The organism is Mycobacterium yunnanensis, assembly GCF_025823185.1.
In the GTDB taxonomy this organism is placed as follows: Bacteria; Actinomycetota; Actinomycetes; order Mycobacteriales; family Mycobacteriaceae; genus Mycobacterium; species Mycobacterium yunnanensis.
Genome location: NZ_JACKVK010000013.1, coordinates 430,679 through 443,464 on the forward strand (window position 1 = coordinate 430,679; position 12,786 = coordinate 443,464).

Genomic DNA, 12,786 nt, shown 5'->3' on the forward strand with positions numbered 1-12,786 from the left:
TTCATCCCCGTGATCACTGCGCCTGACTGACCGAGGACATGTGGAAGTCCGGAATGCGCAGCGACGGCATCTTCGCCCGCGTCGCCCAGTCACCCCACTCCCGCGGCAGGGTCACCTCGCTGACACCCGCCTCGGTGGCACGACGCAGCACGTCCAGCGGGCTCTCGTTGAAGCGGAAGTTGTTCACCGCCGCGGTGACGTCGCCATCCTCGACGAGGTACACGCCGTCGCGGGTCAGACCCGTCAACAGCAGCACCGTGGGGTCGACCTCGCGGATGTACCACAACGTCGTCAGCAGCAGGCCGCGCTCGGTGCGACGGATCATGTCCGACAGGCTTGCCCAACCACCGGTCATCAGCATGTTGTCCGCCGGGATGGCCACGGGCACGCCGAACTCGGCCGCAGCCGCCCGCGGGTAGGCCAGCGCATTGATCGTCCCGTCCCGGATCCAGTCGACCCGGTCGACGTCCAGACCGTTGTCGAACACCGACACCCGCTCCGAGGAACTGGTCGCCGCCACGAACGGGGCACACTCCAACCCCGTCGCCGTCGGATCGGAGTACAGCGTGAGCCCCAGATCGCCGAGTGTCTCCCCCACCCGGGTGCCGCCCGGCGCCGACAGCGCGGTGCGTCCCTCCTGTGCGCCCCGGCCGTCCATGGACCAGCCGAGGTAGATCATCATGTCGGCCACCGTCGACGGCGGCATCAGGGTCTCGTAGCGGCCCGCGGGCAGTTCGACGGTCCGGTTCGCCCACCCCAGCCGCGTCGACAACTGCTCGAGCATGGAATCGGTTGGCACGTCGACGAAGTCGGGTGTGCCCACGCCGACCCAGGCACTGGCGCCGCGGCGCTTGGCGTTGACCTCCACCGAACCGGTGGGCTGGGTGAAACGCCGCCGCAGGCCGGTCGACGTCGCGACGAACGTGGTCTCCACCTCGTGGCGGGCGAATCCGTAGAGCTGGTCGGCACCCCGGAAACCCTTGGCCAAACCCTTGGCGACACCGGCGAAGACGTCGGCGGCGGTCTCGGGCACCGACGCGTCCCAGTCGTCGGGCACGTCGTCTCCGGCCAAGATCGGCGCGCCGTCGCGAGCCTCCGGCGCCGAGCGCGCGGCGTCCTGGGACGCGGCGACCAGACCGGCGATGGCGGACGCGTCGACTTCACTGGACTTGACCGAACCGACGTGGGCGCCGTTGTCGCGCCGCACGATCGAGACGACCGTGGTGTCGCGGCTGCGCGTCTCGCCGTTGGTGGTCATCGAGTTGCCTGCCCACCGCAGCGACGCCGTCGCCCGGTCGGTCACGACGACGATCGTCTCGTCGGCGCCGCCACGGCGCGCGGCCTCGGCGAGGACGAGGTCGACGGCCTCGGGAGCGCTGATCATTCCTGCCGTCCTGATTCTTCGCGGGTGTTCAGCACGTTGATTCCCCGGAACAACGCCGAGGGGCAGCCGTGGCTGACCGCCGCGACCTGTCCGGGTTGCGCCTTGCCACAGTTGAACGCCCCACCCAACCGCCACGTCGACGGTCCACCGACCGCCTCCATCGCACCCCAGAAGTCCGTCGTGACGGCCTGGTAGGCCACGTCGCGAAGCTGACCGTCCAGACGTCCGTCGCGGATGCGGAAGAAGCGCTGCCCGGTGAATTGAAAGTTGTACCGCTGCATGTCGATCGACCACGACTTGTCACCGACGACGTAGACGCCGTCCTCCACCTTGGCGATGAGGTCCTCGGTGGTCGTGTCCTCGGCGCTCGGCTGCAACGACACGTTGGCCATCCGCTGAATCGGCACGTGGTGTGGCGAATCGGCGTAGGAGCAGCCGTTGGACCGGCTCTCGCCCAGCCGTGGGGCGAACACCCGGTCGAGTTGGTAGCCGACGAAGACTCCGTCGCGCACCAGGTCCCACTTCTGCGCGCGCACTCCCTCGTCGTCGAAACCGATCGTCGCCAAACCGAATTCGACGGTGCGGTCGGCGGTCACGTTCATCACCGGGGACCCGTAGCGCATCGAGCCCAGCTTGTCCGGCGTCGCGAAGGACGTGCCCGCATACGCGGCTTCGTACCCGATGGCCCTGTCGTATTCGGTGGCGTGCCCGATCGACTCGTGGATGGTGAGCCACAGATTCGTCGGGTCGATCACGAGGTCCGTCGGACCGGCCACCACCGACGGCGCCTTGGTCTTCTCGGCCAGCAGCGACGGCAACTCGGCGAGCTCACCGGACCAGTCCCACAGGTCGTCGTCGGTGACGTACTCCCAGCCGCGCGCGGTCGGCGGGGCCAAGGTGCGCATCGTCTCGAAGGTGCCCGCCGCGGCGTCGACCGCGACGGCGTCGAACGTGGGCTGCAACCGCACGCGCTGCTGGGTGGTCGACGAGCCGAACGTGTCGGCGTAGAAGGACTGTTCCTTGACCGCCTGCAGCCCGGCCGACACGTGGTCGACACCGTCGGCGGCCAGCAGCCGGCCGGAGTACTCGTCGAGGACCGCGATCTTCTCCGCCGCCGGGACGTCGAACGGGTCGACGAGGTAGTCCGACACCCACGTCACGTCGGAGTACACCGGCTCCGGGGCGAGCTCGATGCGTTCGGCGTTCAACGGCGCCAGCGTGGTCGCAACCCGTACTGCGCGACGTGCCGTCTCGGCGGCGACGGTGGGGTCGAGCTCGGCGTGTGAGGCGAATCCCCACGTCCCGTCGACGATGACCCGCACCGCGAACCCGACCTCGCGACTGATGACGGAGGTCTCGAGCTCACCGTCGCGAAGCTGCACGATCTCGGTGGTGATGCGGTGAATCCGCAGGTCGGCGTAGCTGGCACCGGCGGCCGTCGCGGCCGAGAGTGCCGCGTCGGCGAGTTGGTGTCGCGGCAGGCCGAGGAAGTCGGCGTCGACACGTCTGAGCGCTGTCACGTCTCCACCGTAGTGGCACATAATGACGCCGTGGGTCACGAGCCGGTACGCCGCAGCGTGCGCAACGCCGTCACCGGTTACGCGCTGCTCGCACCCAGCCTGTTCGGCGTCGTGACGTTCCTGCTGCTGCCGATGCTCGTCGTACTGTGGTTGAGCGTGCACAGCTGGGATCTCCTGGGCCCGATCCGCTTTGTGGGACTGGACAATTGGCGGTCGGTACTGACCGACGCGACATTCGGCACCTCGATGGTCGCCACGGCCGCGTTCATCGCGCTGGTGGTACCGCTGCAGACGGTGCTCGGGCTGTTCGCCGCCACCATGTTGGCCAGGAACCTGCCGCGCAGCGGCGCGCTGCGCACGCTGTACGTGCTGCCGTGGATCTGCTCGCCGCTGGCGATCGCCGTGCTGTGGAAGTGGATCCTGGCCCCCACCGACGGCGCGGTCAGCACCGTTCTGGGTCGTCCCGTCGAGTGGTTGACCGACCCCACGTTGGCACTGCCGGTCGTCTCGGCGGTCACGGTGTGGACCAACGTCGGCTACGTGACGCTGTTCTTCCTCGCCGGCATCCTGGCCATCCCCCGTGACGTCCAGAACGCCGCACGCCTCGACGGAGCCACGTCATGGCAGCGGTTCCGCTACGTCACCCTTCCCATGCTGCGGCCCACGTTCTTCTTCGTCCTCGTCACCGGGATCATCAGCGCCGCTCAGGTTTTCGACACCGTCTACGCCCTGACCGGCGGCGGGCCCGAGGGCCGCACCGACCTGGTGGCCCACCGCATCTACGCCGAGGCCTTCGGGGCGGCAGCGGTGGGTCGGGCGGCGGTGATGGCGGTCGTGCTGTTCGCGGTGCTCCTCGGCGTGACTCTCGTCCAGCACGTCTACTTCCGCCGCAGGATCACCTATGACCTGGTCTAGGACTGCGGCGATCTACGCGGCGCTCGGCGTCCTCGCCGTGCTGACCCTGATTCCGTTCGGTCTCGGTCTGCTGACGTCGCTGACGTCCCCGCGCCAATTCAGCACCCAGTCGCCGCTGTCGGTGCCGTCGCCGCCCACGGTGGCGAACTACCTCGGCCTCGCCGACGCGGGGTTCGGCCGCGCGGTCGTCGTGACGGCGCTGACGACGGCGGTCATCCTGCTCGGCCAGCTCGCATTCTCCGTCTTCGCCGCGTATGCGTTCGCGCGGATGGAGTTCCGCGGCCGCGACACGTTGTTCTGGGTGTATGTCGCAACGCTGATGGTGCCGCCGACCGTCACCGTGGTCCCGCTGTATCTGATGATGGCCGAGGCGGGACTGCGGAACACGTTCTGGGCGTTGGTGTTGCCCTTCATGTTCGGCTCGCCCTATGCGATCTTCCTGCTGCGGGAGTACTTTCGGACGATCCCCACCGACCTCATCCGCGCCGCACGCATGGACGGTGCCAACACCCTGGACGTCATCGTGCACGTGGTGCTGCCGGCGAGCCGGCCGATCCTGGTGACCCTGGCGCTGATCACGACGGTGTCGCAGTGGAACAACTTCATGTGGCCGCTGGTCATCACGAGCGGACGCACGTGGCAGGTGCTCACCGTCGCGACCGCGGGCCTGCAATCCCGCTACGACGCGCAGTGGACGCTGGTGATGGCGGCGACGACGGTCGCGATCGTCCCGTTGATCGTGCTCTTCGTCGCGTTCGGCCGCCACATCGTCGGTTCCATCGTGGTGACGGGTCTCAAGTGACGGGGCCGACGTGACCAAGCCCAAGTTCTCGACCCTGTTCGTCGGCGGCTTGGCCCTCGTCCTGGCGGTCTTGCTCGGCGTGGCGGTGCTGCTCGGCGGGTCGGCCGAGCCCTCCGACAAGACGGTGGTGACGGTGCGACTGTGGGACGAGAAGGTGGCCGCGGCCTATCGGCAGTCGTTCGACGAGTTCAGCCGCCAGCATCCCGACGTCGAGGTCCGGCTCGACGTGGTGGCGTACTCGTCGTACTTCGACACGCTGCGCACCGACGTGGCCGGCGGCGGTGCCGACGACGTGTTCTGGCTGTCCAACGCCTACTTCGCCAACTATGCCGACAGCGGCAGGCTGCTCGACGTCGGGAAGACGCTCGGCGCCGACGCCGCCCGGGCATGGGACGGCTCGGTGGTACGACAGTTCACCCGCAACGGGGTGCTCTGGGGCGTGCCGCAGCTCACCGACGCCGGCATCGCGGTCTACTACAACGCCGACCTGCTCGACCGGGCCGGGGTGAAACCCGACGACCTTCGAGCACTTCGGTGGTCACCCGACGGAGCCGACGACACGTTGCGGCCGCTGCTGGCACGATTGACGCTCGACGCCGACGGAAACCGAGCCGACACACCGGCATTCGACCCCGACACGATCCGCCAATGGGGCTACAACGCCGCGAACGACCTCCAGGGCATCTACCTGAACTACATCGGCTCCGCGGGCGGCACCTTCCAGGACGGCGACCGGTTCGCCTTCGACACCCCCGCTGGCGTTCAGGCTTTTGGCTACCTCGTCGGACTGGTCAACCGCGACCACGTCGCTCCACCGGCGGCAGACACGAACGGCAACGGCGACTTCTCGCGCAACCAATTCCTCCAGGGGCGGATGGCGTTGTTCCAGTCGGGCACGTACAACCTGGCCGCGATCGCCGACCAGGCGCCGTTCCGGTGGGGTGTGGCGATGCTGCCCAGCGGTCCGAAGGGGCGCGTCAGCGTCACCAATGGCATTGCCGCCGCGGGCAATGCGGCGACCCGACATCCCGACGCGGTTCGCCAGGTCCTCGAGTGGATGGGTAGCACGCGCGGCAACGAGTTCCTCGGCAGCGGTGGCGCGGCGATCCCGGCCGTCCTCGAGGCCCAGCCGGTGTACTTCCGACACTGGGCCGCTCGTGGCGTCGACGTCAGCCCGTTCTTCGACGTACTGGACGGACCCCGCATCGCGGCACCCGGCGGCCCGGGGTTCGCCGCCGGATATCAGGCGCTGACACCGTACTTCGACGAGATGTTCCTCGGACGTCGCGACGTGCCCGGCACGCTCGCGGCCGCCCAGGACGCCGCGAACGCGGCCGCCGACCGTTAGTAGCTTCGACGTGTCAGACCCTTCTGCCATGATGGATACATGCCAACGGCGACAACCACTCTGAGCTCCAAAGAGCGTCTAGAGGTGTTGTTCGACGAGTTGGCTGAGCTGACCGGGCAGCGCAACGCGATCGACGGTCGCATCGTGGACATCGTCGCCGAAATCGACGGCGACGGGCTGTGGGGCAACACCGGGTGCCGGTCGATTTCCGCACTGGTCGCCTGGCGCACCGGAATCTCGCCCCACAACGCGCAGACCATCACCACCATTGCCGAGCGACGCTCCGAGTTCCCGTCCTGTACCGCGGCGTTGCGGGAGGGCCGCCTGTCCCTGGATCAGGTCGGGGTGATCGCCGAACGCGCCGGCGACGGATCCGACGAGCACTACGCCCAGTTGGCGTCGGTGGCCACGGTGACCCAGTTGCGCGTTGCGGGAGGGCCGCCTGTCCCTGGATCAGGTCGGGGTGATCGCCGAACGCGCCGGCGACGGATCCGACGAGCACTACGCCCAGTTGGCGTCGGTGGCCACGGTGACCCAGTTGCGGACCGCCATCAAGCTCGAACCCCGCCCCGACGCCAAACCGTCCTGGGAGCCGGACCGGTCGATCACCACGACCGAGACCGCCACCCACACCACGTGGCGGATCCGGTTGCCCAAGGTGGAGGCCGCGAAGGTCGAGGCCGCGTTGGCCTCGCACCGCGATGCGTTGGTCAACGACTGGAAGACCGCCCACGATAAGGACGGGGACAGCGGCCACGACGGTGATCGTCCTGCCGGTGACGTGACCGAGAGCTCGCCGGAGCAGGCGCCACCGTTCCCGACCACCGTGGACGCGTTCATGAGTTTGGTGGAGGCGGGGTGGGACGCCGATGTGGCGCGCCGCCCGCACGGGCAGCACACCACCGTGGTGGTGCACCTCGACCCCGAGAAGCGTTCAGCGGAGTTGCATCTGGGGCCGATTCTCTCCGATGCCGACCGCCAGTACCTGCTCTGCGACGCGACGTGCGAAGTGTGGATGGAACGCCACGGACAACCGATCGGGGCGGGGCGGGCCACCCGCACCATCAGCCGACGACTCCGTCGCGTGTTGGAGCACCGCGACCGCTGCTGCGCAGTCCCAGGGTGTGGGGCCACCCGAGGGTTGCATGCCCACCACATTCGGCACTGGGAGGACGGTGGACCCACCGACCCGGACAACCTGATCTTGCTCTGCCCGTTTCACCACCGGTTGCACCACACCGGCGGCATCACCATCAGCGGCACCGCCACTCAGTTGGTGGTCACCGACGCCGACGGAATGGAGCTGACCGGGGCGTCGCTGGCCAGGCCACCCACGACACCGCCACCCGCCGTCCCACCGTGCACCGGCCCACTCGGGGAACGCGCCGACTGGTGGTGGTACGACCCTTGGGACCCGGAACGGCCCCGGCGGGCCGGTTGATCGCTAGGTCGTGGCCAGCGGGGTGAACGCCTCGACGTAGACCGACACGGCGCACAACACGATGACGATCGCGAAGGCCACGGCGTCAGCACGGGTCGGGCGCGACGGCAAAGCGGAGATCTGACCCGCGCCACCACGGGCGGTGATCGCGTCCCCCATCTCGTCGGCCCGGCGCAACGCCACGGTGACCGCCGCGGCCAGCAGGTCGACGATCTCGCGGTTGAAGCGGTGGCGCCGCTCCCTGGCGTTGGTCGCCGGGTCGCGCGGCCTGAGCTTGCGCGCGGCGAACAGCACGCGGAACTCGTCGATCAGCATCGGAAACGCCCGCAGCGCAAGCGCCAGCGTCACCGCGTAGTCGTCGACCGGCAGGCGCAGCAGACGCAACGGTCGACCGATCTTGGACACCGCCGGGGCGATCTCGGCGACGTTGGTCGTCCACGAGACCAGCCCGCCGAGTCCCAACAGCACGATCGACAGCACCGTGATCTGGAGGAACTTGAGCAGTCCGCCAAGCCCGAAGTCGACCGAGGCGACCACGACGTGCGGGCTGCCACCGGCGAAGGACGCCGTCAACGCACCAAGGAACAGCAGGAACCACAACCAGCGCGGGACCGACGGCAACACGCCCCGCGGAATGTGGGCGATCTTCGCCGTCACCAACACGAAACCGCCGACCAACAGGATCGGTACCCACCCCGGATACCACGTCAGCAGCAGGCCGATGAACGCGACGACGAGAAGCTTGGTGCCCGCCCACAATTCGTGAATCGCGGTGCGCCCGGGCACCGGTCGCAGCAGCACGACCGGGCGGGGCTGACGCTGCGGGGCGCTCATCCGACCCCTCCTGCCGTCGTCGGGGTGGCCATCACGCCGCCGTCGAGCAGATGCAGCGTCCGCGGGCACAGTTCCTCGAGCCCAGAGAAGTCGTGCGAGATGACCACGACGGTCAGCCCCGCGTCGCGCCGCAGTGACGACAGAAGGCCCAGCAGCCCGCGCTGGCTGGCGGCGTCGAGCCCGGCGAGCGGCTCGTCGAGGATCAGCACCCGCGGCTTGCGGGCCAGCAGCCCCGCCAGCACCACCCGACGCATCTGTCCGCCGCTGAGTTGGTCGATGCGCCGCAGTCCGATCGCCGGATCGAGGCCGACCATCGCGAGTGCGGCGACGATCTGCGAGTGGTCGTAGTAGTCCAGACCGGCGGCCGAGGCGATCTCCATGTCCACGCGGCCGCGCATCAGCTGCAACCGGGCCGCCTGGAACGAGATGGCCACCGCGCCAACCTGTTCGGTCACGGGCTTGCCGTCGAGAAGACAGGTGCCCGTGGTGGGCGTGAGCAGCCCGGCCATGATCCAGGCCAACGTCGACTTGCCGGACCCGTTCAGCCCGTGGATCAGGACGCCGTCACCCTCGTTGACCACGAGGTCGACGTTGCGCAGCGCCGTCGACGCCCACGGAGTGCCCAGTCCGTATTCGTGTCCGACACCGGTCAGCTCGAGCAGCGGCGATCCGCCGCGGCGGGTCTGCGGGCTGGTCGCATCGGGCGGCGACGAGGTGCTGACCATCTCCACGTTGTCGGCGCTGCCCCCGTTGCCCGTCAGGTCGATCACCCGGTCCGCCGACGCAGCCTCGTCGTTGTAGTGCGTGATGTGCACCAACGACATCCGGTGGTTCTTCGTCAGTCCCGACAGCACCTCGATGAGCCCCTCGCGCCCCTGCTGGTCGACCATGCTGGTGACTTCGTCGGCGATCAGCAGCGTCGGCTGACGCGCCAGCGCCGCGGCCACCGCGAGTCGCTGCAGCTCGCCGCCGGACAGATTGCCGGTGTCGCGTTCGGCCAGTCCGTCGAGTCCCACTTCGGCGAGCAACCGGTCGACGTCGGTCTGGGTGCCCGGGGGCAGTCCGAACACCACGTCGTCGGCGACCCGACTGCCCAATACCTGACTCTCGGGATGCTGCATCACCACCGCGGTGCCTCCGACCTTGCCGAGTCCGACGGCACCGGGGCGCTCGACGCGACCCGCCGTGGGCTCGCGGCCCGACAGCACCAGCATGAGCGTCGTCTTGCCGGACCCGTTGGGCCCGGTGACGGCGACGTGCTCACCCTCGCCGATGGTCAGGGACACGGGACCGAGGGCATCCTGGGCCGCGCCGTCGTATCGGAAGCGGACGTCGCGGAACTCCGCGGGCACCGGGCCGACGGGTTCGGTGGAGCCGTCGGAGTCGAGCTTGTGGACGTCGGGCACGCCGGACAACCGCGAGAGCACCCGGGAGAGCGCCCACCATCCGATGAGGGTGACCGATCCGATGCTGAGGATGCTGGATCCGATGATCAGGACGGGCCAGTAGCTCAGCACCGTGCCGAAGCCGTCGCGCAGTTGTTGAGCGGCCCGCTCCATGCCCGAGATGCGGTCGAGCACCGCGGCGATGCCGTTCATGTTGGCAGTAACCGAGGCGAAGATGAGGTCGCGGATGCGCGAGAACGCCAGCAGGAAGCCGACGCCCACCACGCCGAACGCCGCACCGGCGACGACCGCCGAGACCGTGATCGTCGGCAGTCCGCGACCGCGGCGTTTGACGATGCCGACCAGGCCGCCGATGTAGGCGCAGTTGACGACCGTCATCAAACCGCCGAACCCGGCGATCAGGAACGCGATGGTGCCCCCGGCGACCGTCGCGGCGACCAGCACCCGGAATCGGTGGCGGTACGCGAGCAGACCCATGGGCACCGTGCCCAGCACCGAGAGGCCCGCGGCGAACGGGACGACGACGGCGATGATGGCCGTGGCAGCGCAGAGGGCGGCCATGATCGCGGCGTGCGCGAGCTCGTCGGGCTTCATCGAGCCAGCTCGCCGAGGTGCGCCGCCGCCGGTCGCTCTGCCGGTCTTGGCCATTGCACGATTCTGCCAGCTGTCGGCCAAGAGCAATCTCAGCGGCCCACGAGCAGCGCCACGATCCGCCCACCACGGTCTACATAGAGTTTCTATGTAAACTGGGCGTCATGTCACAGCGCTCCGCCACGCACGACACCGCTGACACCACGCTCTCCGCGGACCTGCTGTCGGTCGTCGCCCGCCTCAACCGCCTCGCCACCCGACGCGTGAAACTTCAACTTCCCTTCGCCCAGGCCCGGCTGCTGTCCACGATCGAAGACCAGGGCGCAGCGCGCATCTCCGATCTCGCCGCGTTCGACCACTGCTCGCAGCCCACCATGACCACCCAGGTCCGCCGCCTCGAGGAGGCTGCGCTGGTGTCTCGCGTGACCGATCCGGCCGACGCTCGCGCCGTGCTGATCAGCATCACCGCCAAGGGGCGGCAGGTCCTAGCCCGGGTGCGCGCCGATCGCGCCGCCGCCGTGGACCCCTACCTCGAACGGCTCACCCCTGCCGAACGAGAGACCCTGGGCGACGCGGTCGACGTCATGCGCACGATCCTCGCCAACGCCCAACAGTCCGACTGACCCCAACCAGAACAGGAGCTGCCGCCCATGTGGCGTCAACCCAAGGCCGTCTGGGCCGTTGCCTTTGCCTCCGTCGTGGCGTTCATGGGCATCGGCCTCGTCGACCCAATCCTCAAGCCCATCGCCGACAACCTGAACGCGACCCCGTCGCAAGTGTCGTTGCTGTTCACCAGCTACATGGCCGTCATGGGCGTCGCAATGCTGATCACCGGTGTGGTGTCGAGCCGCATCGGACCCAAGCGCACCTTGCTGATCGGGCTGCTCGTCATCATCGCCGGCGCCGGTCTGGCGGGCCTGTCCGACACCGTCTCGGGCATCGTCGGCTGGCGCGCACTCTGGGGCCTGGGCAATGCCCTGTTCATCGCCACCGCCCTGGCCACGATCGTCAACTCCGCCCGCGGCTCGGTCGCCCAGGCGATCATCCTCTACGAGGCCGCCCTCGGCCTCGGCATCGCCGTCGGCCCCCTGGTCGGCGGTGTGCTCGGCTCGATCTCGTGGCGCGGACCGTTCTTCGGGGTGTCGGCCCTGATGGCCGTGGCCTTCGTGGTGACCGCGTTCCTGCTCCCCGCGACACCACGCGCCAAGCGCGCCACCAGCCTGGCCGACCCGCTGCGCGCGCTGCGGCATCGCGGCCTGCTTGGCGTGGGAATCACGGCCCTGCTGTACAACTTCGGGTTCTTCACCCTGCTCGCCTTCACGCCGTTTCCACTAGACATGACGGCCCACGAGATCGGGCTCATCTTCTTCGGCTGGGGTCTGGCGCTGGCCTTCACCTCCGTCGTCGTCGCGCCGCGGCTGCAGCACCGCTTCGGCACCGTGCGCGTGCTCGTCCTGAACCTGGTGGCCTTCTCGGCGCTGCTGGCCGTGATGGCCGTCGTCACCGACGCCAAGCCGGCCCTGGCCACGTGCGTCGTGGTGGCTGGTCTGTTCATCGGCGTGAACAACACGTTGATCACCGAGACGGTCATGAAGGCGGCCCCCATAGAGCGTGGGGTGGCGTCAGCCGCCTACAGCTTCCTGCGGTTCGGCGGGGCGGCGGTCGCGCCGTGGCTGGCGGGCGTGCTCGGCGAGACGTTCGGCGCCCACGTGCCGTTCTGGGTGGGCGCGGCCGCCGTCATGCTGGGGGCAGGGGTGCTGGTGCTGACCCGCGGGCACCTGCGCCACCTCGACGACGACGAGGAAGAACTGGCCGACGAGGCCGCCGCGATCACCGTCGGCAGCGACAGCTGACCCGTTCGGGGCCGGAACCACGGCACGGACGGCGTCGGCCAGGGAGACTTGTCCCCCATGACGTGGTTGAGCGCCCTCGCAACCGTTCTCGTTCCCGTGGTCTCGGTGCTCTCGACGGCCACCGTGGCGATCTGGACCAAGCGCATCGACGTGAAGAGCAAGCGCGACGACCGCGAGCACGCGCTGCGCATGGACTTCGAACAGCGTGCGGGCGAGGAGAAGAAGATCGCCCTCAAGACTCTCCTCGCGGCGACCATGCGCGTCAGGCGGGGCGCCGAGCCGCTCGTCGGCGCGCAGCAGACCGTCGCGCAACGCCGCGCCGAGGCCATCGAGGAGTTGTACGCGTTCCGCGGCAGGCTCGGTCTGGACGACGGCGTCGCGGAGGTGCTGATCTATGCCGCAGAGCCCGTTCGCGAACTCACCGAGCAGCTGCTCGACGAATGGGACCGGCAGTTCCGCGACCACGGATATTCGTTGGCACAGCTGGACACGTGCAAGCAGCAGCTCAGCACCCCGTGCGACGACCAGGCGGCGTGGACAGCCCTCAAGGAGGAAGAGGCGTCGTGGCTGCGGCGGCTCGGCGAGGAATCCGACCTCGACGTCGACGCGCTGCTGGCGCTGTGCGACCGCACGACCGCCGCCGCCCGCAAGGATCTTCGCGGCGGCTACGGCGTGGAGATCGACTGAGCCGC

The 12,786-nt window shown here is 69.0% G+C and carries 10 protein-coding genes and 2 pseudogenes; 8 read left to right on the forward strand and 4 right to left on the reverse strand.

Going from position 1 to position 12,786, the window contains the following annotated elements; genetic code table 11:
- Positions 1–13: 13 nt before the first annotated feature.
- On the reverse strand, positions 14–1,384 hold the full coding sequence (locus tag H7K45_RS25710) for a TldD/PmbA family protein (protein WP_263998902.1): 1,371 nt from the start codon (positions 1,382–1,384) through the stop codon (positions 14–16).
- Positions 1,381–2,904, reverse strand: coding sequence for a TldD/PmbA family protein (locus tag H7K45_RS25715; RefSeq protein ID WP_263998903.1), 1,524 nt, complete (start codon positions 2,902–2,904; stop codon positions 1,381–1,383). Before H7K45_RS25715 ends, H7K45_RS25710 begins: the two co-directional genes overlap by 4 nt.
- Positions 2,905–2,961: 57 nt before the next feature.
- Here H7K45_RS25715 and H7K45_RS25720 point away from each other — a divergent pair, with 57 nt between their 5' ends.
- From H7K45_RS25720 to H7K45_RS25740, 5 genes and pseudogenes are all read left to right on the forward strand, one after another.
- On the forward strand, positions 2,962–3,819 hold the full coding sequence (locus H7K45_RS25720) for a carbohydrate ABC transporter permease (RefSeq protein WP_263999321.1): 858 nt from the start codon (positions 2,962–2,964) through the stop codon (positions 3,817–3,819).
- Positions 3,806–4,621 carry a carbohydrate ABC transporter permease gene (locus tag H7K45_RS25725; protein WP_263998904.1) on the forward strand — a complete coding sequence of 272 codons (816 nt, stop codon included), beginning with the start codon at positions 3,806–3,808 and terminating at the stop codon, positions 4,619–4,621. Before H7K45_RS25720 ends, H7K45_RS25725 begins: the two co-directional genes overlap by 14 nt.
- A 10-nt stretch (positions 4,622–4,631) precedes the next feature.
- On the forward strand, positions 4,632–5,969 hold the full coding sequence (locus tag H7K45_RS25730) for an ABC transporter substrate-binding protein (protein WP_263998905.1): 1,338 nt from the start codon (positions 4,632–4,634) through the stop codon (positions 5,967–5,969).
- 39 nt (positions 5,970–6,008) lie between these two features.
- Positions 6,009–6,275 (forward strand): annotated as a pseudogene (locus tag H7K45_RS25735) (DUF222 domain-containing protein); the annotation flags it as partial.
- A 109-nt stretch (positions 6,276–6,384) separates the two neighbouring features.
- Positions 6,385–7,410, forward strand: a pseudogene (locus tag H7K45_RS25740) (HNH endonuclease signature motif containing protein); the annotation flags it as partial.
- 3 nt (positions 7,411–7,413) lie between these two features.
- Here the strand turns inward: H7K45_RS25740 and H7K45_RS25745 are convergent.
- Positions 7,414–8,244: a CbiQ family ECF transporter T component gene (locus tag H7K45_RS25745; RefSeq protein WP_263998907.1), complete on the reverse strand. Its 831-nt coding sequence runs from the start codon at positions 8,242–8,244 to the stop codon at positions 7,414–7,416.
- Positions 8,241–10,298, reverse strand: a complete 2,058-nt coding sequence (locus tag H7K45_RS25750; protein ID WP_263998908.1) for an ATP-binding cassette domain-containing protein — start codon at positions 10,296–10,298, stop codon at positions 8,241–8,243. The genes H7K45_RS25745 and H7K45_RS25750 overlap by 4 nt, the downstream gene beginning before the upstream one ends.
- A 107-nt stretch (positions 10,299–10,405) precedes the next feature.
- On the opposite strand from H7K45_RS25750, the gene H7K45_RS25755 reads away from it, so the two are divergent.
- From H7K45_RS25755 to H7K45_RS25765, 3 genes are read left to right on the forward strand one after another with little or no spacing between them, the layout of a single operon-like run.
- Positions 10,406–10,864 carry a MarR family winged helix-turn-helix transcriptional regulator gene (locus tag H7K45_RS25755; protein WP_263998909.1) on the forward strand — a complete coding sequence of 153 codons (459 nt, stop codon included), beginning with the start codon at positions 10,406–10,408 and terminating at the stop codon, positions 10,862–10,864.
- Between the two features lie 27 nt (positions 10,865–10,891).
- On the forward strand, positions 10,892–12,094 hold the full coding sequence (locus H7K45_RS25760; protein ID WP_263998910.1) for an MFS transporter: 1,203 nt from the start codon (positions 10,892–10,894) through the stop codon (positions 12,092–12,094).
- 57 nt (positions 12,095–12,151) lie between these two features.
- Positions 12,152–12,781 carry a hypothetical protein gene (locus tag H7K45_RS25765; RefSeq protein ID WP_263998911.1) on the forward strand — a complete coding sequence of 210 codons (630 nt, stop codon included), beginning with the start codon at positions 12,152–12,154 and terminating at the stop codon, positions 12,779–12,781.
- Positions 12,782–12,786: the final 5 nt, after the last annotated feature.